The organism is uncultured Erythrobacter sp., from assembly GCF_947499705.1.
Lineage (GTDB): Bacteria > Pseudomonadota > Alphaproteobacteria > Sphingomonadales > Sphingomonadaceae > Erythrobacter.
Genome location: NZ_CANMPJ010000002.1, coordinates 140,251 through 160,895 on the forward strand (window position 1 = coordinate 140,251; position 20,645 = coordinate 160,895).

The window sequence follows — 20,645 nt, forward strand, 5'->3', positions numbered from 1 at the left end:
CGAATTACTCGCCCGAAACAGCTTCAGCAGCTGCGTCGGCAGCGCCTTCAGCGGTTTCAACAGCAGCGTCGGCGGCGCCTTCAACAGCTTCGCCGGTTGCTTCAGCAGCGCCTTCAGCGGCATCGGCAGTCGCGTCAGCAGCTTCACCAGCAGCGTCGGTAACGGCTTCAGCGTTTGCTTCGGCGTCAGCAGCCATGGCGTCTACGGTTTCGCCGGCCTTGTCAGCGGTTTCGCCGCAAGCAGCGAGGCCCAGAGCCGAGGTTGCAACAGCAGCGGCAAGAACGAACTTACGCATAATTTCAATTCCTTATTCAGCGAGTGAATTTCGCGCGCCCTATCTCAGGACTGCGCCAAAGCCGAGCTTCTGACCCCCGACTCTGCAATCTAAATAGTGGCGGCAATGTGGCAATGCAAGTCAATTATGGCGCTTTTGCCATATTTCTGCCTTTTTTCGGCCATTTTAGGGCGGATTGAGCGGCAATTGAGGCAGTTTGCGGTCACAATTGACCCGCATTTGGATTGTGAAACTCCGACCAAAGCGGCTTACGCCCCCTGCCCTCGGCTGCTAGCAACCTGCCATGTCCGAACAGCAACATCTCTATCTCGTCGATGGTTCATCCTACATCTTCCGCGCCTATCACCGCCTGCCCCCGCTAACCGATCCGGAAGGCACGCCAGTTGGAGCGGTGTATGGCTACACCACGATGCTCTGGAAGCTCGCGGATGATTTGGATGCTGCAGACGGGCCAACCCATCTGGCCGTGATCCTGGACAAGGATTCGAAGAGCTTCCGCAACGATATCTACCCGGAATACAAAGCCAATCGGCCGGAGCCGCCGGAGGATCTGCGTCCGCAATTCCCGCTGATCCGCGACGCCACCCGCGCCTTCAGCCTGCCTTGTATCGAAGAAGCGGGGCTGGAGGCCGATGACCTGATCGCGTCCTATGCCCGCGAAGCCCAGCGGCAAGGCTGGAATGTCACGATCGTCTCATCCGACAAGGATTTGATGCAGCTGATCGGCGAGGTGGATGGTGCACGTATCGACATGCTCGACACGATGAAGAGCGCGCGCATCTATGTTCCGGAGGTCGAAGAGAAGTTCGGTGTGGAGCCCGAGCTGGTCGGCGATGTCCTCGCGCTTATGGGTGACAGCGTCGACAACATCCCCGGAATTTATGGCGTAGGCCCGAAGACCGCGAGCAAGCTGATCTGCGAACACGGCTCGCTCACCGCCGCGCTCGATTTCGCTCCCGAGATGAAGAAATCGAAGCTGAAGGAGCGCTTGCTCGAAGGTCGCGAAGACGCGGAGATGAGCCGCGTTCTGGTGACGCTGAAAGAGGATTGCGATCTTCCAGTCGCACTCACCGATATGGAGCTGGTCAAAATTCCCGAGGAACCGCTTGCCGCGTTCCTAGCAAAGCATGGCTTTACTTCGCTTCTCAAGCGGCTGGGGACAGGGTCGGGCAGCCCTGAGCGCGCGAACAATTTGCATCCTGACAAAGCTGACAAGGCCGGCGATGCGGGCACCGAACAGGGCAATCGCCAATCGATCCCAGACATGCCAAAGCTCGACCGTGGCGCCTACGAAACTGTGCAGAGCATGAACCGGCTCGAAGCATGGGTCGCCCGCGCTACTGCGGCGCGTCTGGTGGCCGTCGATACCGAGACATCCGCGCTCGATGCGATGCAGGCCGATCTGGTCGGGGTGAGCCTCGCGCTTGGTCCCAACGATGCGTGCTACATTCCGCTGGCGCATGGCGGCACCGACATGTTCGACGAAAAGCCCGAACAGATCGACCTCGACGCGGCCATTGCCGCACTAAAGCCACTGCTCGAGGACGATTCTGTCACCAAGATCTTCCAAAACGGCAAATACGATCTCAACGTTTTGGCGCGCTATGGCGTAATGGTCAGCCCGATCGAAGATACGATGATCGTCAGCTTCGATCTCGACGCCGGGCGCGGGGAAGCCGGGATTGGCGGCGGGCACGGCATGGACGAGCTGTCCGACCGACATCTCGGCCACACTCCCTTATCGTTCAAGGAAGTGTGCGGGACCGGCAAGAAACAGATCCCGTTTGGCGAGGTCCCGCTCGATCGCGCGACTGAATACGCTGCGGAAGACGCCGATGTAACGTGGCGACTATACCAACATCTCAAGCCGCGTCTGGCCGAAGAAGGCGGAACCAAAGTCTACGAACGTGTCGACCGTCCGCTGATCCCGGTGGTCGCTGGAATGGAACGCGAAGGGATCAAGGTCGACCGTGAGCGCTTGGCTGGTCTCTCAGGGGAGTTCGCCAAGGAGATTGGCCGTCTGGAAGGCGAGATACACGAACTTGCCGGTCAGGAATTCGCGGTTGGCAGCCCCAAGCAATTGGGCGAAATCCTGTTCGACAAGCTCGACTACAAGGGCGGCAAGAAAGGCAAGAGTGGGCAATATTCGACCGATCAGTCGGTCCTCGAAAGACTGGCGGGCGAAGATGCGCCGATTGCCAACAAGGTGCTGGAATGGCGCCAACTGGCAAAGCTCAAATCGACCTACACCGATGCACTGCAGCAGGCGATCAACCCAAATACCGGGCGGGTTCATACGAGCTATTCGCTGGTAGGCGCGCAGACCGGTCGGCTCTCCTCGACCGATCCCAACCTGCAGAACATCCCGATCCGGACTGCCATCGGCCGCCAGATCCGTGAGGCTTTCGTACCCGAAACCGGAAACGTCCTGCTCGCCGCGGACTATTCGCAAATCGAGCTTCGGCTCGCTGCGCATATGGCCGAGGTCGATACGCTCAAAGAAGCCTTTGCCAATGGCGAGGACATCCACGCCCGCACGGCAACCGAGATGTTTGGCGAAGTCACTCGCGACACCCGCGCGCAGGCCAAGACGATCAACTTCGCGATCCTCTACGGCATCTCACGCTGGGGGCTCGCGGGCCGGCTCGAAGTGGAACCGGATGAAGCGCAAGCGATGATCGACACCTATTTCCAGCGCTTTCCCGGTATCCAGCGCTACATCATGGAGACGCTCGAAAGCGTGCGCGAGTTCGGCTATTCGGAGACACTGTTCGGGCGCAAGACGTGGTTCCCGCGCATCAAGTCCAAGAACCAGGCTGAGCGCCAAGGGTCAGAACGCGCAGCGATCAACGCACCCATTCAGGGAACCAGCGCCGACATCATCAAGCGCGCGATGGCGCGGATGCTGCCTGCTCTGCGCGACGCGGGCCTTAATCAGGTGCGCATGCTGTTGCAGGTGCACGATGAACTGGTGTTCGAACTGCCCGAGAGCGACGTTGCTGCTGCATCGCCGATCATCGAGCGAGTGATGGCCGAAGCTGCACTACCAGCCGTGTCCCTCGACGTGCCGCTAGCAATCGATATCGGCACGGGTGCGAGCTGGGACGCAGCGCACTAACAACGACGCTAGTCTTTCTCGGGCTCGCCGTGCTTCTTGGCCCGCGTTGGTTCAAGCGTTTCTGGCACAAGGAAGCCAATCGGATTGACCTCGGCGGCGCGCTTTTTCAGTTCGCCGCGCATCTTGCGATATTCGGCTTCCATCTTGGACGTGACCGTGGCGCGCGAATCCTTCAGCGCCTCGTCGAAATCTTCGGCAGAAACCTCGGAAACTTCGCCGCCGACACGCCTAAGCGCGCCGAGTCCGGCCCTGCGCACCACGTCTTCGAGATCGGCGCCGGTGAAACGTGCCGTCTTCTCGGCAATCGCGACCAGATCGACATCGTCCGCAAGCGGCATACCGCTGGTGTGAATCTTGAGAATGTGTTGGCGACCCGGCGCGTCGGGCGTGCCGACATAGACCAATTCGTCGAACCGGCCTGGCCGCAGCAAAGCCGGATCGACGAGTGTCGGACGGTTGGTCGCGCCCACGACAATCACGGATTGCAGCTCTTCAAGCCCATCCATCTCGGCAAGGATCGTGTTGACCACGCGGCCTGTGACTTGCGGTTCACCCTGTCCGGATCCGCGAGCGGGCACGAGGCTGTCGATCTCGTCGATGAACAGGACGCAAGGCGCAACGGCGCGGGCGCGCTGAAACAGGCGCGCGATCTGCTGTTCGCTTTCGCCGTACCATTTGGAAAGTAGGTCCGAGCTCTTCATCGAGATGAAGTTGGCGTCGGCTTCTTTCGCGACGGCCTTAGCCAGCAAAGTCTTTCCGGTTCCCGGAGGCCCATAGAGCAGGAAGCCTTTCGCCGGGCGGATGCCTAGACGCCGGAACGCGTCAGGGTTTTTGAGCGGTAGCTCGATCCCCTCTTTCAGCTTATCGATCGCATCGCCGACGCCGCCGATATCGTCCCATGAGACGTTGGGCATCTGCACCATGACTTCGCGCATCGCCGATGGTTGAATGCGTTTAAGCGCCGAGAGGAAGTCCTCGCGGGTGACGCACAAATCCTCGAGCACGTCAGGCGGAATGGTCCGCTCATCCAGATCGAGCCGCGGCATGATCCGACGGACAGCGTCGATCGCAGCCTCGCGCGCCAGTGCAGCGATATCAGCACCGACGAAGCCATGGGTAACGCGCGCGAGTTCCTTGATATCGACCGCTTCTTCGAGCGGCATCCCGCGCATATGGATCGCAAGGATTTCGCGCCTGCCGCTTTCATCCGGCACCCCAATGACAATCTCGCGGTCGAAGCGACCCGGGCGGCGGAGCGCCTCATCAATCGCATCGGGGCGGTTGGTCGCTGCGATCACCACCAGGTTGGCGCGCGCCTCAAGGCCGTCCATCAGCGTCAGCAGCTGCGCCACCAGACGCTTCTCAGCCTCGCCCGGCACTTGCGTGCGTTTGGGGGCGATCGAGTCGATCTCGTCGATGAAAATGATAGCGGGCGCGGCGCGGGTCGCTTCCTCAAACACTTCGCGCAGGCGCTTTTCGCTCTCACCATAGCCCGAACCCATGATTTCGGGACCGTTGATGGTGAAGAACTCAGCGTCGGATTCATTGGCCACCGCTTGCGCCAGCCGGGTTTTGCCGGTGCCGGGAGGGCCGTGGAGCAACACGCCCTTGGGCGGGTCGACGCCAAGCCGCGTGAACAACTCCGGATAGCGTAGCGGCAGCTCGACCATTTCGCGCAGCTGCTGGATGGTGTCTTCCATCCCGCCGACATCGTCGTAATTCACAACCGCGCGTGCGTCGCGCGGTTCTTCGAACTCGGTGCGCAATTCGACTTCGGTATTCTCGTCGATGTGGACGATGCCCTTTGGGCTGGTCGACGCTACCGAGAGGCGGATCTGGGTCAGCGCATAAGCTGGTGCGCGGAGCAGCTGTCGCACATCGGACGGCATGTTCTGTACCGGCTGCTGCCCGGTTGTGGCGACCAGATCTCCTGCAACCAGCGGCTTTCTGAAGAAATTCCGCTTGAGCGCCTGAGTCGGCCCTTGCAGGCGCATTTCCCGCTGAGCCGGAGCAAACACCACCCGTGTTGCTGGACGGGATTCGGCTGCGACGACTTCAACATGCTCGCCCGATCCCGCTTCAGCATTGCCGCGCTGCAACCCGTCGAGCCGAACCACATCCAGCGTGTCGTCTTCCTGGTAGGCGGCCATGGCAATGGCTGCGGTCGCACGTTTGCCGGTGATCTCAACCACGTCGCCTTCCGTGATGCCGAGCTCCTGGAATGCCGAGCGCGGCATCCGCGCGATGCCTTGTCCCGATTCTTCCTGCCTCGCAGGTGCGACTTGGAGGCGCGCGGTACGGCTGGAAGTGGCGGCATCGGCGTCGGCCATGGGCAGTCCTTTAAGCTAAACGAGTCGCAATCAATTGATTGCGCTAGCTAAGGAGGAGCGCAGGTGATTGCAAACCGCTAACCCCCTTGGGTCAGCTCTTGGGTATCAAATCTGCTGCAGGCAGAAAAAAGCCCGGCACGAGGCCGGGCTTGAAAAGTTTGGGAGAGGATGCCTGAAAGGCACGATCAGTTATGTTCGCGGATCGAATATTGTGCAAGTGCGAATGACGCATTTATAGTTGCAAATTTCGCAACTTTGAACGGCTTTCTGTCGCATTGGTGTCAAACTTTGCAAACAATCTGCCTAAAGTTTGTGCATTCACTCAAATTTGCTCGGAAAGTGACCTCAGCAAAGCATGCCAAAGCGATTCTCGCTATGTTGCGTCGCAGCATTCACGGTGGCTGTCTCACGTAGTGACTAGGCGTGACAGGCGCGTTTGAAGGCGATAATCAGGCCACCCAAGGCCGGATACGGCAACCCAATGCTCGCCTCATCAGGATGTTCCCATGAACAAACTCTATCCTAACGCTGCTGCCGCGCTCGAAGGGGTGCTCTCAAACGATATGCTGATCGCTGCCGGTGGCTTTGGCCTTTGCGGCATTCCCGAAAGGTTGCTCGATGCGATCCGCGACAGCGGGGTCACGGGGCTGACCTTCGCCAGCAATAATGCGGGGATCGACAACGAAGGCATCGGGAAGCTGCTGCGAACCAAGCAGGTCAAAAAGATGATCTCGTCCTATGTCGGCGAGAACAAGGAGTTTGAGCGGCAATTCCTATCTGGCGAACTCGAAGTCGAGTTCTGCCCGCAAGGCACCTTGGCCGAGCGCATGCGCGCTGGCGGTGCTGGCATCCCCGGCTTCTACACCAAGACCGGCGTCGGCACACAGGTCGCCGAGGGCAAGGAACACAAGGATTTCGGCGGCGAGCAATATATCCTCGAAGAGGGAATCTTCGCCGACCTTGCAATCGTCAAGGCATGGAAAGCCGATGAAACCGGCAACCTGATGTTCCGCAAGACCGCCCGCAATTTCAATCAGCCCGCGGCAACTTGCGGCAAGATCTGCGTTGTCGAAGTCGAAGAGATTGTGCCCGCCGGTTCACTCGATCCCGACGCGATCCACCTGCCCGGCGTATTCGTCAATCGCATGGTGCTCGGCGCGCCCTACGACAAGAAGATCGAGTTCCGCACCACTCGTGAGAGGGAAAACGCCTGATGTTCGGAAAGAAATCCAATCCGAACGCCATCGATGTCGATGGCTTCGATTTCCTCAAGGACTCGGTAGAGGTTGCGCGCCTTTGGGTGGAGAACGAAGGACCCGCGACTTGCCTGATCCAGCCGGACAGGCTCGAGCAACCCGAGGCATTCGGATTGTTGATGGTCGACACAATTCGCCACGGCGCCCGCGCCTACGCTCAGTGCTATGGCATTAGCGAAGAGGAAGCGTTGCAGCGGATCTGGCAAGGGGTCGATATGGAGCGCTCGCACAACACGACCGATCTCGACACCGTCCAGGATTTCGACCCGGACCAATAGTCGGCATGCGCGCAGTCTCCATCTTTGGTCTGATAGCGGCATCACTCGCTCTGCAAGGCTGCGTCGCGGCGATCATCCCTGTCGTGGCGGGTGCGACCATGGCGCGCACGACGACCGACGGGAAGGAGCCCGGCGAAGACGAACGTGCGGCTGAACAACAGCAAGCAGCGCTTGCCGCGCGAGACGAACTTTCGCAGATCGCCGCCACACCGCCGCCAGATGCCGCACTTCGCGCCCCACCCTCTGCAGTCCAGTCCAATCTGGCGGACACTGACGCCTATGATGAGCTGATCCGCTACGCCGTAGAGCAAGGCGCCGCTTCCGCGCGTGCAGCTCCGCCGCAATCGGCAATGCTGAGCGACCCGTCGACCTTGCGAGCCGTTCGTGCGCCGTGTGTGACCAACATTCCCACTGTGCTGATCGATCTCGATCCGGAAGAAGGTTCACTGACGACCGGCGATGCCACGCCCGCCCCGGCTGGACTGATCCAGGGCCTCGCAAGATTACGTGAAGCACAGATCGATATTGCATGGATTTCCGGTCAGTCAGCAGCGGATGCGGGCAACATCCGCATGGCCTTGAAACAGTCGGGCCTCGATCCTGAAAGCAAGGACCGTCTGCTGCTGATGCGTTATCCGGGTGATCGCAAACAGACCCGGCGCCGGGATCTCGCCAAGACATCCTGTGTCATCGCAATCGCAGGCGACGCACGCACGGATTTCGACGAATTGTTCGAATACCTCGTCAATCCTGAAGCCGCCCTCGCGCTTGAACTCCTCATTGGCCAAGGCTGGTTTCTGATCCCGCCAGCCCTAGCACCGGCCTCTCCTCAAACCGCACTTTCGACAGATTGAAGGCACACCGCATGACCCAAGAGACAATCGGATGGACCCGCGACCAGATGGCCGCCCGCGCCGCGCGCGAATTGCAAGACGGCTATTACGTCAATCTGGGTATCGGCATTCCGACTTTGGTCGCGAACCACATTCCCGAAGGCATGCAGGTAACCCTGCAGAGCGAGAACGGGATGCTTGGCATTGGGCCTTTTCCCTATGACGATGAAGTCGACCCAGACCTCATCAACGCCGGCAAGCAAACCATCAGCGAACTGCCGCACAGCGCCTATTTCGACAGCGCCACCAGTTTCTCCATGATCCGCGGCGGGCATATCGACCTGACCGTGCTCGGAGCGATGGAGATCGCAGAGAATGGTGACATCGCCAACTGGATGATCCCGGGCAAGATGATCAAGGGCATGGGCGGCGCGATGGACCTTGTCGCGGGCGTGAAGAAGATCATCGTGGTGATGGATCACGCCAGCAAGGCAGGCGATCCGAAGTTCATTCCCGAATGCACGCTGCCGCTAACCGGAACCAATGTGGTCGATATGATCATCACCAATCTCGGCGTTTTCCACCGCGCGGATCATGACAGTCCGTTCCGCCTGATTGAGCTGGCACCGGGTGTGACCGAGGAAGAGATCGCAGCGAAGACGACAGCGCAATACGAGGTGGCGCTAGAGCCGGCGTAGCGCCCTCTCGACTACATCGCGTTGGGATTGATCTCGATTGACGAGTCGTCACCCCATGTAGAAACCGAGCTGATCGTTCGGTTGTCATTGATGATCTTCATGACCCGCTTAAGCGAAGGCAAGCGATTCTGAGGCACGAAGTTGATCCGCTGAGCGTCGGTGATGACAGTGATCGCGAAGCTCTGGTCCTTCTTCGACTTCTCGCTTAACAGCGCGGCGCCCGCATCGGGCGCGACAGAAACCCCCATGCCGCTATCACCCAAAGCGATAAGATAGGAATTGATCGAGGCATCTGCGCGATAGGCGACCTGTGTTCGGCCAAGAGAAGAATCGCGGCACCAAGCCACCGCCTCGACAGGTTCATCGCTTTCTTGCCGGTCCTGCACTTTTTCCGCGACCATTCCACCCAAGAGCGCGCTCATCAGGCCCGCAGTCCCATCGGTTTTCGCGTCCTTGGCCTTTTTCTTGAAAGCAAGTTTCTCAGCGCATTCGGTGACGGGAATGGCAGGAGGCTGACTGACATTGGCTGCAGGAGGGGCAATCTCGCCAAATGCTGTATCGATCCAGTCGCGCAATTCCGACGCAGTGCGGACGGAGGATGTTGCGCGCATTTTGACGTACCAGCCCTTTACGGAGAACAGCACTACGCCTGTGCTTTTCGAATAGGTACTGTTGGGAGTATCATAAACTGCGCGCTGACCTTGCCAGACTTCGTTGCCAGGCCAGCCATATTGCTCAACTCCGAAGGCGAGTTGCGGATTTGCGTAGATATCGCGCATTTCAATACCGATCCTCGCCTGTTCAAACCACACCGGCACGCCGCCATTGGTATCGCGATAGATGTAGAGCGAAATCTCTTCTGGATCGTCGCCCATGCGGAATGAGAAACCGACATTGAGAAAGTCGGGCGCGAACTCCGTCGCCCGTGCGCGCGGCAGACCAGCCAGTGTTGTTGGCACGGCAATGCTGCTGTGCGGGTGCTCCCACACGCTATCGTTGTCAATCTGCAGCGCTCGCTGCGCGGCTGCGGGCGTGCTGAAAATCGCCACGGCGACTACCAACGCCGCCAACCGATTGAAAAACTTTGTCATGCGATCACTCCCCCTAGCTGGCGGAAACTGCCACGGATGGTTCGTTCGGGCAATGACAGCCTGATCGTCGCGGAGAATTGGAGCGCTGGGCCGCTTGACGCCGACCGCACTTTCAACGAGCAACATGACATATGTGGCTCAATCAACCCCGCAATCCGAATGCCCCTTTGGCGGGTCTGAAAGTCGTCGAACTTGCCCGCGTGCTCGCGGGACCATGGGCTGGGCAGATACTCGCCGATCTGGGCGCGGATGTGATCAAGGTCGAAAGCCCGGAAGGTGATGGCACGCGGCTGTGGGGTCCACCATGGGTAGAGCGCACCGATGCGACTGGGAAGGTCCACCGTGAAGCCGCCTACTACCATGCCTGCAATCGGGGAAAGCGCTCAATCATTGCGGACTTTGGCGACGAGGCAGGGCTAGCGCGGGTAGGCGAGCTTTGCCGCGATGCCGATGTCCTGATCGAGAACTTCAAGACGGGCGGTCTCGCCAGGTTCGGTCTCGACTACGCGTCGCTCACGTCGGACAATCCGCGACTGGTCTATTGCTCGATCACTGGCTTCGGGCAAACAGGACCGCGCGCTCACGAGGCTGGCTATGACTTCGTGATCCAAGGGATGAGCGGCTTCATGGCGGTTACGGGAGAGCCAGATGGCGTTCCGGTGAAGATGGGTATTTCTATCTCCGACCTGTCCACCGGCGTTTGGGCGGCCAACGGGATTCAGGCGGCACTCCTACAGCGTGTACGCACCGGTAAGGGGCAACATGTCGATATGAGCCTGCTCGATTGTTCGGTCGCGCTGCTCGCAAACCAGGCTAGCTACTTCATGACCACCGGCGACAATCCGCCAAGGATGGGGAATGCCCATGCCCAAGTCGCTCCCTATGGCGTGTTCCCAGTGAGCGACGGTCACGTGATCCTTTCGCCAGCAAATGACGGGCTATTCGTGAAGCTGGTCAAGATGCTGGACCGGGACGATTTGGCCGATGATCCACGCTTCACGTCCAATGCTGGCCGGGTCGAAAACGCAAAGGCGCTCGACGCAGAAATCGCGGCGATCACTGCAGGCTGGTCCAAGGCCGAACTGCTCGATGCTTGTCATCAGCATGGCGTCCCCGCTGGCCCGATCAACAATCTCGATGAGGTCTTTGCCGACCCGCAAGTGATCGCGCGGGGAATGCGGGTCGATCTTGGCGGAATGCCGGGCGTGCGGTCGCCCTTCGTGTTTTCCGAAGCCGAACTGGCGCTCGACCGGCCATCGCCGATGCACGGTGAAGACGGCTAGCTCAGCAGCCTCGCGCCGCTCCGCCACAATCGCTCGAACGGCCCCTGCCCCAGTTTTGATACCCAGATCGGCGACCAGATCAGCATCGCGGCGATCGGGACAAAGCTGAGCGCGAAAGCCTCCGCGCGGTTCACATAACCGAACAGCCCGCCACCCCACACTGCGAAGATCGCGCCAAGGATGACGCTGGTCATCAGATAGTTGGTCAGGGATAACCGGCCCACCGCTGCAAGCCGCTTCGATACGCCGCCTGCCTTGCTGAAAAACGCCATCGCCAAGGCAGCGTAAGCAACACCTAGCGCAACGTCGAACGGCGCGGAAAGAACCAGTGAAACCGGACCAGCCAGAGCGCCGGGAAAGCCATTGCTCGACACCCAAGAGGCAAGCCACAGCAGCGGCGGGATCGAAAGCACCGCGCAGACCGCTGCCAATCGCTGCAACCGGAATGTCCGCCATTCCGCCGCCAGCATGCGATCCTTCCAGAATGCCATACCAAGGACCATCGCGGCCAAGTTGATCGGCACCGAGCCTGCGATGATGCGCAGTTGCGCTCCCAATCCATCCAGCCTCCTCGGTACCCGTTCGCCAAGTGCTTCGCGTCCCTGCTCCAGCGAAAACTGGATCGCGCGCGGATCACTGCCGAAATTACGTTCCACCATCAGCATCACGTCGCTGTTCAACCGGCCCTGCGTCCAATCGTAGACCGCGCTGCCGAATGCGGTGATCCCTCCGCCGATATGAACAGCCACGAGTCCGATGGCGACGGCCACAAGCGCACGCACCGATAGCTGAGCAAGGAACGGCAAAGCGCATCCTGCCAGCGCGTAGGCGCGCAGGATGTCGTTGCTGGCTAGTAGGGTCGCATGGACCAACCCTATCACGAACAACACAGCCATCCGCGCAAAGTGCGCGCGCCACGCCCGCTCGCCGCCCTTTTCAAGCAGGATGATACATCCCGCGCCGAACAGCATGGCAAACAATGTACGGAACTTGTCTTCAATGAAGACGAAACTAGCCGCCCAAACCAGCCGGTCGAACGGCCCTTCGGGCACGCCACTGGCCAGCGGGTTGTAGTAGCCCTGCGACGGCAGCGCGAAAACATAGACGTTCATCCAGACGATGCCGATCACTGCCAGCCCGCGCAAAGCGTCGAGCTGGGTGATGCGGTCTGAGCCTGGGTCGGTGGGCGCCGTCATGACAGACGCCCTAGCAGATCAGGCGAGCGCTGCCTTGAGATCGTCGATGAGGTCGGTGCGTTCCCATGGGAACAGATCGCCTTCGGCTGTGCGGCCGAAGTGACCATAGGCCGCGCTCTTCCGGTAAATCGGCTTGTTGAGGCCGAGATGCGTACGGATACCGCGCGGCGTCAGGCCGCCCAGCTTACCGATGCTGGCGATAGCGCCTTCGATGGCCGCGTCGTCGACACCGTCTGCGCAGGTCCCGTGTGTATCGACATAGAGTGAAAGCGGCTCGGACACGCCGATGGCGTAAGCAATCTGGATCGTGCATCGGGTCGCGAGACCAGCGGCGACTACGTTCTTTGCAAGATAGCGGGTGATGTAGGCCGCGCTGCGGTCAACCTTGGTCGGGTCTTTGCCGCTGAACGCGCCGCCGCCATGGGGCGAAGCGCCGCCATAGGTGTCGACGATGATTTTGCGGCCCGTGAGGCCCGCGTCACCATCGGGACCGCCAATTACGAAGCTGCCGGTCGGGTTGATGTGCCACGCAGTGTCGTCGGACACAAAACCATCGGGCAGGATGTCGGTAACGACGCGCTTAACATAGGCGTGCAGCTCCGCTTCCTTTTCGCCTTCGTCATAGCCCGGCGCATGCTGGGTGCTGACGACCACTGCGGTGCAGGCCACAGGCTTGCCATCGACATAGCGCAGTGTGACCTGGCTCTTGGCGTCGGGCTCCAGGAACGGGGCCGCACCCGAGTGACGATCTGCCGCCAGCTTTTCTAGGATCTTGTGGCTGTAATCGAGGGTCGCCGGCATGAGATCGGGCGTCTCGTCACAGGCAAAACCGAACATTATGCCCTGGTCGCCCGCGCCTTCATCCTTGTTCGACCCATCTTCACCAGCATCGACGCCCTGCGCGATATGCGCCGACTGTCCGTGCAGGTGGTTCTCGAAGGTCAGCGTCTTCCAGTGGAAGCCGTCCTGCTCGTAGCCGATGTCGCGAACGGTGCTGCGAACGGCCTGCTCGATTTCTTCCTTCGCGCCCGGAGCCCAGCCGCCATTGACGGCCCATTCTTCGTTGTTCTCATCATACATCGGCGCGCAGCGGATTTCGCCGGAAAGGATCACGCGCTGCGTGGTCGTCATAGTTTCGCAGGCGATGCGCGATTCCGGGTCCTTCGCCAGCATCAGGTCGACGATCGCGTCGGAGATCTGGTCGGAGACTTTGTCGGGGTGGCCTTCGGAAACGCTTTCGGAAGTGAACAGATAATCGCTGCGCATCGGGACCCTCGGTCTGATATGTCGATGGAACGGCTTCCAAAGGGATATAAGGAAACCTTTATGTGTGGCTGCCGCCCTAGCCGCGTGCGCGGAGCAGCGCAAGCGCTCTTGGCAGGCCAATACCAATGAGGATGAGCAGCGCGGCCCATGCCAGTGGAAGCGCGTTTCCGAACCGGGCAAACAGCGTCGGCGGTTTGGCCTCGGGTATCAGTCCATCAAGCCTGCCAGCTTCGCCCGTGGGGATCGTCCCGCGCACAATTCCATTGGCATCGATCACCGCGCTGATCCCGGTTGTAGTGGAGCGCAAAACCGGCAGGCCTTCCTCGATCGCCCGCATGCGCGCTTGCCCGAGATGCTGGGGTGGACCCCACCAACCGAACCAGCCATCGTTGGATGGATTGAAGATGTAGTCGGGCCGATTGTCGCGGTCGACAGTCTGGCCCGAAAAGACGATCTCATAGCAGATCTGGATGCCAGCGCGGCCATGTTCGCCAAGGTCGAGCGTGCGTGGGCCGGGGCCGGGTTTGTAGTCGATCGTACCGGCAACGAGCCGCGAAAGCCCAAGCGGCTCAAGGATCGGACGCATCGGCAGGTACTCGCCATAGGGGACGAGATGCGCCTTGGCGTAGTGCGCGGTGATTTCGCCTTCGCCGTTCAACCCGAGTACGGAATTGCGCGCGCTGATGGCACCGAGGATACCATCTTCACGCTCGCCAATGTCGAGATTGACTACGCCGGTGAGCAGCGTCGATTGTTCGCCTATGACCGATCCAATGCGGCGCCGCGCAAATTCTGGATTGGTCGCAGCAGTCGTCGCGTAGTAGCGCTTTGGATAGCCATCTTCGAGATAGTCCGGGATTGCGCTTTCGGGCCACAGAACCAAGCGGGATTGTTCGCGGCCCGGTAGCGAGAGGTCCGCAATCCGACCGAATTGCTCTTCGAACTTGGTCGGATCGTTGATTTCGTCTTGAGTCAGCAGGGGCTGGATCAGGGCGTAGCGGATTTCAGACGCTTGCTGCGGATCGAGCCGCGGGACAAGCATTCCAATCACGATCACCGCAGCGACAAAAGCAGCCACCGGAATGTCTCGCCGTATGATGGTGTCGGCAATACCTGCGGCACAGATTATGGCGAATCCGGACAAGCCATAGGTACCGGCCCATGGCAGCGCGCGCGCGAGGCCAGGACCATCCAAACCGCCAAGCAGGAGCATTCCTAGGGGCGGCCACGGATAACCTGTAAAGACCCAACTCCGGAGCCATTCCGTTACGATCCAAGTGGCGGCAAGAAGGACAGCGAATACCGGAAACGATGCATGACATGAGGGTTCGCGGGGCACACCCATAGCTTCGCTGATTTCGTGCACTGTTGCTTCGGCCCCGCCTGGTGGTCGAGTTAGCACGTGCGCCAGCAGTGCAGCCAATGCCGGATACACGGCCAAATACACGCAAAGCAGCGGCACCGCCAGCCAACCGAGAAACTCGGGCATTTCCGACTGATAGGTAAATGCAGTGGCGATCCAGTTGTTCGCCAGTGTCAAATGCGCCCAGCCGAACAGCCAGCCTTGCCAAGCCGCCGCGCGCCAGTTCGGTGCCTTGTGGAGCTGCGCTATGAACAGGCCCAGAGCGGGAAGCGCGATCCACCACGCATGCAGCGGCGGATAGCCGCATGCCGCAATCAGCCCGAGGGCAATCGCGCACAGGCCGGGCCGGGCCTGCGCCTGTTCTATAAAGCTATCGAAGCGGGCGCGGATCGAACCCATTCGTTCAAGCTCGCATCACGCGCCTGCGCGTCTACTCAGCCAACCTTCTCAAGGCTGTCGCCTCCATCCCCATCGGACGATTCGTCGCCGCCGATGGCCGGTGGAAGCACAGCGGAATCGATCTCGCCAGCACTGTCATCATCCGATTTACCGTTGCGGGTTTCGCGCGGCTTGCGAGTACGCGGAGCACGCCCCTCACCACGACCTTCGCCTCTGGGCTTGCGGGCACGGCGCTTAGGCTCGGGGCTTTCTTCTGCTTCATCGGAAGCTTCGACTGCTTCGCCTTCAGTGCCGCTTTCGCCTTCGGTCTCGGCCATTTCGGCTTCGTCACGGCGCGGCCGTTGGCGGCGATTGTTGCTGCGGCGGCGATTGTCACCGTCTTCGTTCTCGTCGCTGTCCTCGCCCGAATGGCCGCGCTCTTCATTGCGCTTGGCCCGCGCCTCATCCTGGCGCGCCTTGTTGTCGGCGATGACACGGAAATAGTGGTCGGCGAATTGCAGATAATATTCCATCTGCACCCGGTCGCCATTGTGCTGCGCGTCCTGCGCGAGCTTTTTGTACTTGTCGAGCAGCTGCGGCGCATTGCCCCGCGCCCGGCTGTCGATCCGGTTCTGGTTATTCGCGCCGCCTTGGTTGTTGCGATGACCGCGACCGCGGCGACGATTGTTACGATTGTTATTCAAGGAAAGTGTTCCTCATCAACGACCACGAGCGCAAACGGATCTGCGCGTTGGGCCAGTATACCCCTCGTCACTTGCGCCGGATTATCGCGGGCGCATCCCGCGATACACTGACCGGGGCCGTGGCCGCGCGGTCTCTTCAAGCGGAAAGTCGGAGCTTGGCTGAACAACCACACATACAGTGCCGGTCAAAAAGCCTGATTCTGAGGTAGCGACGCCCGAGCGATTTGCCAAGCCCTAGCGACATTTATGTCACCGAAGGATCGCGCAACGTGGCCGATTTGCAAGATCGTTGCGGATTTCGACCGAAAAACCGGCGTTTTCGGCGAGTTTGGTGACGGCTTGGGCCTGGGTGTGGCCGATTTCGAGAACCGCCGCACCGTCGTGCGCGAGGAGGTTGCCTAGCTCGGGAATGATAGCGCGATACTCGTCAAGCCCGTCTTTGCCCGCGAATAATGCACTGGCAGGCTCGTAGTCCTTTACATCTTTGTCGAGCGGCGCGTCGATCTCGACATAGGGCGGATTGGCGATCACGAGGTCGTAAAGCCCGGTGCTGTCTTTCCAACCGGAAGAATGTTGGAACCCCAGATCATGCCATGAGGCAGTCTCGAACGTCACACGATCATGAAGGCCAAGTATGCGCGAGTTCTCTCTGGCCACGGCGACAGCCGGCGCGCTGATATCGATCCCGAACCCGCGCACGCCGGGTCGCTCGGCCAACACACTAAGCAGCAGGGCACCAGTGCCTGTGCCGAGATCCAGAATGCCCTCGGTGACATAGGCTGGATCGCCAAGAACCTCCAAAGCTGCCTCGACAATGGTTTCGCTGTCAGCCCGCGGGATCAAGGTGTCTCGAGTCACTTTGAACGAGCGCCCGAAGAACTCCTGATGTCCCGTGATATAGGCGACCGGCTCGAACTGCTCCCGGCGCTCGATCAGGCGATGGAATTCGGCCGGTGCCGCATCATTCATGCGGTGAACGAGCACGTCAGAACGGCTCACAGCCAAAGCATGCGCCATGAGCAATTCGGCATCGAGCCGTGCGGTGTCGCTGGTGGCAGACAAGCGCTCGGTCGCCGCACGAATGGCTTCAGCGACGGTCACTCGCTGAGGGCGGCGAGCCGCTTGCCTTCGTCCTCGGCAATCAGGGCATCGACCAATTCGGTCAGCCCCGGTCCGGCGAGCACTTCCTCGAGCTTGTGCAGAGTCAGCCCGATACGGTGGTCGGTCACGCGGCCTTGCGGGAAGTTATAAGTGCGGATGCGTTCGGAGCGGTCGCCGCTGCCGACCATCGCTTTGCGCGCCTCGGCTTCGGCACCCTGCGCCTCGTCGCGCATCTTTTCGTAGAGCCGCGCGCGCAGTACCTGCATCGCCTTGGCCCGGTTCTTGATCTGGCTGCGCTCGTCCTGCTGCATCACGACGAGGCCCGTCGGCAGGTGAGTGATACGGACCGCGCTATCGGTGGTGTTGACGTGCTGACCGCCGGCACCGCTCGCGCGATAGGTGTCGATCTTGAGGTCGCCTTGGTCGATCTGCACATCGACTTCATCCGGCTCGGGCAGCACCGCGACCGTGGCCGCCGAGGTATGAATGCGCCCGCCGCTTTCGGTCACGGGGACGCGCTGCACGCGGTGGACGCCGCTTTCAAACTTCATCTTTGCGAACACGCCCTGCCCGGTGACGTTCGCAACGATTTCCTTGAAGCCGCCAACCTCGCTGGCGTTCATGCTGACCGGTTCCACTTTCCAGCCGCAGTCCGCCGCGAAGCGCTCATACATCCGGTAGAGATCGCCCGCGAAGAGTGCCGCTTCATCGCCGCCCGTCCCGGCACGGATTTCGAGCATCGCAGGCTTGCTGTCGGCGGCGTCGCGGGGGAGCAATGCGACGGCCAGCGCGCGCTCTTTTTCAGGGAGAGCCTCCTTGATCGAAGTAAGCTCCTCCTCAGCCATCGCCTTCATTTCCGGATCGGCGAGCATCTCTTCAAGCCCCGCGATCTCCTCGCGCATCGCGCGCACTTCGGAGGCGATCTTGGCGACTGGCTCCAGTTCTGCATAGTCACGGCTCGCCTGCACGAATGCGTCGCCTTCAAGCGTGCCCGACGCCATCCGCGCTTCAAGCTCGGCAAAGCGATTGGCGATCTGATCGAGGCGTTCGGCGGGGATTTGCATATGCTACTTCTTCTATCGTCATTCCCGCGAACGCGGGAACCCAGTTGGCTCGGGCGGTGGGTCCGCCCTGGATCCCCGGCTTCGCGGGGATGACTAATGGCTAGTGATCGACCAGCACAAGCTGCTCGACCGCCGTGTGAGTTTCACCACCGTCCCCTAACACTCGTACTGTCACGCCCGCATCCGTAACCGGGAATGTGACCAAAGCGTGAGATGGAAGTTTCTTTGCTTTGTCGAACCTTTTGCGGGGTGATCCGCTAGCGAAGAGCTCCGATTTGAAGCCCGCATTCCTCAACCGGGCGACAAGCTGAACTGCTTGCATCATGTGCTCGTTGTTCTCGAGAACGACCACCGCATCGGCCATAGGTTCGCTGCGCTGTTCCACCAACATAGCCAGTCGTTCGATCCCCGCGGCCCAGCCCACTGCTGGTGTCACAGGCCCATCCAGACTTTCCATCAATCCATCATAGCGCCCGCCACCCAAAACTGTGCTTTGGGAGCCAAGTGCATCGGCAGAAGCACTTCCTGCATCTGGAATGAATTCGAAGGCTGTGTGGCGGTAATAATCCAGACCGCGCACGAGGTTTTCTGCGCGCACCCACTTCACACCGGCAGCGTCTAACCCATCGGTCACAGCCTTAAAGAACGCCTTAGCATCGTCAGACAGAAACTGATCGATCTTCGGCGCATCGGCGAGAAACTGCTGATCGCGGCGATCCTTGCTGTCGAGAATACGCAGCGGGTTCTTTTCTAAGCGCTCTTGCGAATCCTCGGACAGTTGCCCTTCGACCGCGCGGAAATAATCGATCAACGCGGCGCGCCACCTGTCACGGCTGTCCGCATCGCCGAGGGTGTTGAGGTGCAAGGTTACATCCTCGATCCCAAGCTCTTTGAGGAGTTGGTCGGCCATCGCCAACAATTCCACGTCTGCCTGCGGCTCCGCTGCGCCGATGATTTCTGCATCGATCTGGTGGAACTGGCGATAGCGCCCCTTTTGTGGCCGCTCGAACCGGAAAAGAGGACCATGCGTGGCGACCCTCACCGGCGCAAATTGCATCCATCCGTTGGTCAAATAAGCTCGAGCAATCCCAGCTGTGAACTCCGGTCGCATGGTCACGTTGTCGCGGCCGCGATCCTCGAACGAATACATCTCTTTGCCAACAACGTCGGTGGTCTCACCAATGGAACGCGCGAAAACCTCTGTCATCTCCAGCACGGGCATCTCGACCCTGCGAAACCGATACAGCTTGCGCACGCGCTCGAAGGTTTCGACGACGAAGGCGAAAGCCTCAGCGTCGGCGCCGAAGATATCCTGCGTGCCGCGAATGGCTTTTGGTGTGTTCTTGCTCATGGAGGGCGCGATTAGGCCAGAGTCTAGGTTGCCGCAACATCGAGAGCGAGCTATCGGCGCACGCGAAGCCTTTGGGAGAGGGGCCGAACAACACGAGCAGGAACCCCCACATGCGTATCGACAAGATTCCAACCGGCAAAAATCCCCCAGACGATCTCAACGTCATCATCGAAGTTCCAACCGGCGGCGAACCGGTCAAGTACGAATTCGACAAGGAATCCGGCGCGCTGTTTGTCGACCGCATTCTGCATACGCCGATGCGCTATCCGGCCAATTATGGCTTTGTGCCGCACACGCTCAGCCCCGATGGCGATCCGCTTGACGCGCTTGTCGTCGCACGCTCGCCCTTCATTGCAGGCTGCGTCGTGAACGCACGCCCGATCGGTGTGCTCAATCTCGAAGACGAACATGGCGGCGATGAAAAGCTGATCTGTGTGCCGGTGGACACGACATTCCCGTATTACTCAGACGTCGGTGAACGGCAGGATTTGCCTTCAATCGTGCTGCAACAGATCGAGCACTTCTTCACGCACTACAAAGACCTTGAAGCCGAAAAGTGGGTTCGTATCGGCAAATGGGGCGACCGCGCCGAAGCACGTCAGATCGTGCTCGAAGCGATTGAAAGAGCTGGAAACTGAGGTGTTGCCGCGCGCTTCAATGCGCGCGGTAAATCAACTCACGGCGAGCATGGCCTTGAACAATGCAGTCAGCAGGAATGGCAGACCAAGCGCGAGCAACCACAATCCGATTGTGTCGCGGCGGAATGATGAAGCATACGTCATATCCGCTGCTTGCTCGTCAGTGAGCCCAGCCCAGCGCTTTTCAAACCAGCGGCATGCTGGGATGATTCCGGCGACCAAGATGACCAATGCGGCATAGGGCAGGATCGACGACGATCCGGTTTCCAGCGCCTTGACCGTTACGAAGATTTGCAGCGCGGTATAAACAAGCAGCGCATAGGCAACATGATCGCTCATGGCTTTGCGCCAATCGCGCTTTTGCGCTTCGGCTGCTTCGTGTTGCTGCGAAATCTCGCTCAT

18 protein-coding genes are annotated in these 20,645 nt (G+C 60.2%); 7 read left to right on the plus strand and 11 right to left on the minus strand.

Translation table 11 applies throughout. From position 1 onward, the window contains the following. Positions 1–4: 4 nt before the first annotated feature. Positions 5–295: a hypothetical protein gene (locus Q0837_RS13450; protein WP_298470200.1), complete on the minus strand. Its 291-nt coding sequence runs from the start codon at positions 293–295 to the stop codon at positions 5–7. A 283-nt stretch (positions 296–578) separates the two neighbouring features. Here Q0837_RS13450 and polA point away from each other — a divergent pair, with 283 nt between their 5' ends. Continuing rightward, positions 579–3,413 carry a DNA polymerase I gene (gene polA / locus Q0837_RS13455; RefSeq protein ID WP_298470202.1) on the plus strand — a complete coding sequence of 945 codons (2,835 nt, stop codon included), beginning with the start codon at positions 579–581 and terminating at the stop codon, positions 3,411–3,413. Positions 3,414–3,421: 8 nt separating this feature from the next. On the opposite strand, the gene Q0837_RS13460 is transcribed toward polA, so the two are convergent. Beyond that, on the minus strand, positions 3,422–5,743 hold the full coding sequence (locus tag Q0837_RS13460) for a CDC48 family AAA ATPase (RefSeq protein ID WP_298470204.1): 2,322 nt from the start codon (positions 5,741–5,743) through the stop codon (positions 3,422–3,424). A gap of 506 nt (positions 5,744–6,249) precedes the next feature. Here Q0837_RS13460 and Q0837_RS13465 point away from each other — a divergent pair. The 4 genes from Q0837_RS13465 to Q0837_RS13480 are packed head-to-tail and all read left to right on the plus strand — an operon-like array spanning position 6,250 to position 8,808. Continuing rightward, positions 6,250–6,957: a CoA transferase subunit A gene (locus Q0837_RS13465; protein WP_298470206.1), complete on the plus strand. Its 708-nt coding sequence runs from the start codon at positions 6,250–6,252 to the stop codon at positions 6,955–6,957. Continuing rightward, positions 6,957–7,277: a DUF5076 domain-containing protein gene (locus Q0837_RS13470; protein WP_298470208.1), complete on the plus strand. Its 321-nt coding sequence runs from the start codon at positions 6,957–6,959 to the stop codon at positions 7,275–7,277. The genes Q0837_RS13465 and Q0837_RS13470 overlap by 1 nt, the downstream gene beginning before the upstream one ends. A 5-nt stretch (positions 7,278–7,282) precedes the next feature. Then, positions 7,283–8,131, plus strand: a complete 849-nt coding sequence (locus tag Q0837_RS13475) for a hypothetical protein (protein WP_298470210.1) — start codon at positions 7,283–7,285, stop codon at positions 8,129–8,131. 11 nt (positions 8,132–8,142) lie between these two features. Continuing rightward, positions 8,143–8,808, plus strand: coding sequence for a CoA transferase subunit B (locus tag Q0837_RS13480; RefSeq protein WP_298470212.1), 666 nt, complete (start codon positions 8,143–8,145; stop codon positions 8,806–8,808). An 11-nt stretch (positions 8,809–8,819) separates the two neighbouring features. Here Q0837_RS13480 and Q0837_RS13485 read toward each other — a convergent pair whose 3' ends face one another. Beyond that, a complete protein-coding gene (locus Q0837_RS13485) occupies positions 8,820–9,899 on the minus strand; it encodes a hypothetical protein (protein ID WP_298470214.1) in 1,080 nt (359 codons plus the stop codon). A gap of 131 nt (positions 9,900–10,030) precedes the next feature. Here Q0837_RS13485 and Q0837_RS13490 point away from each other — a divergent pair, with 131 nt between their 5' ends. Further along, the gene (locus tag Q0837_RS13490; RefSeq protein WP_298470216.1) at positions 10,031–11,182 is read left to right on the plus strand and encodes a CaiB/BaiF CoA-transferase family protein; all 1,152 of its coding nucleotides are present in this window, start codon (positions 10,031–10,033) and stop codon (positions 11,180–11,182) included. On the opposite strand, the gene Q0837_RS13495 is transcribed toward Q0837_RS13490, so the two are convergent. From Q0837_RS13495 to hisS, 7 genes are all read right to left on the minus strand, one after another. Then, on the minus strand, positions 11,179–12,378 hold the full coding sequence (locus Q0837_RS13495) for a DUF418 domain-containing protein (RefSeq protein WP_298470218.1): 1,200 nt from the start codon (positions 12,376–12,378) through the stop codon (positions 11,179–11,181). The two genes, Q0837_RS13490 and Q0837_RS13495, sit on opposite strands and share 4 nt — an antisense overlap. A gap of 18 nt (positions 12,379–12,396) precedes the next feature. After that, positions 12,397–13,644: a methionine adenosyltransferase gene (gene metK, locus Q0837_RS13500; protein WP_298470219.1), complete on the minus strand. Its 1,248-nt coding sequence runs from the start codon at positions 13,642–13,644 to the stop codon at positions 12,397–12,399. Between the two features lie 76 nt (positions 13,645–13,720). Further along, a complete protein-coding gene (gene lnt, locus Q0837_RS13505; protein ID WP_298470221.1) occupies positions 13,721–15,406 on the minus strand; it encodes an apolipoprotein N-acyltransferase in 1,686 nt (561 codons plus the stop codon). 35 nt (positions 15,407–15,441) lie between these two features. Next, the gene (locus Q0837_RS13510) at positions 15,442–16,089 is read right to left on the minus strand and encodes a DUF4167 domain-containing protein (RefSeq protein ID WP_298470223.1); all 648 of its coding nucleotides are present in this window, start codon (positions 16,087–16,089) and stop codon (positions 15,442–15,444) included. Positions 16,090–16,338: 249 nt separating this feature from the next. Further along, positions 16,339–17,190 (minus strand): peptide chain release factor N(5)-glutamine methyltransferase, encoded by an 852-nt coding sequence (gene prmC / locus Q0837_RS13515; RefSeq protein WP_298470224.1) that lies wholly within the window; start codon positions 17,188–17,190, stop codon positions 16,339–16,341. Continuing rightward, entirely contained in the window at positions 17,187–18,254 is a 1,068-nt protein-coding gene (gene prfA / locus Q0837_RS13520) for a peptide chain release factor 1 (RefSeq protein ID WP_298470226.1), read from the minus strand. Before prfA ends, prmC begins: the two co-directional genes overlap by 4 nt. 100 nt (positions 18,255–18,354) lie before the next feature. Further along, a complete protein-coding gene (gene hisS, locus Q0837_RS13525; RefSeq protein WP_298470228.1) occupies positions 18,355–19,605 on the minus strand; it encodes a histidine--tRNA ligase in 1,251 nt (416 codons plus the stop codon). A gap of 110 nt (positions 19,606–19,715) precedes the next feature. Here hisS and ppa point away from each other — a divergent pair, with 110 nt between their 5' ends. After that, complete coding sequence (ppa, locus tag Q0837_RS13530) at positions 19,716–20,243, plus strand: inorganic diphosphatase (RefSeq protein ID WP_298470231.1); 528 nt, start codon at positions 19,716–19,718, stop codon at positions 20,241–20,243. Between the two features lie 33 nt (positions 20,244–20,276). Here the strand turns inward: ppa and Q0837_RS13535 are convergent, their stop codons facing one another. Next, positions 20,277–20,645, minus strand: a complete 369-nt coding sequence (locus tag Q0837_RS13535) for a hypothetical protein (protein WP_298470232.1) — start codon at positions 20,643–20,645, stop codon at positions 20,277–20,279.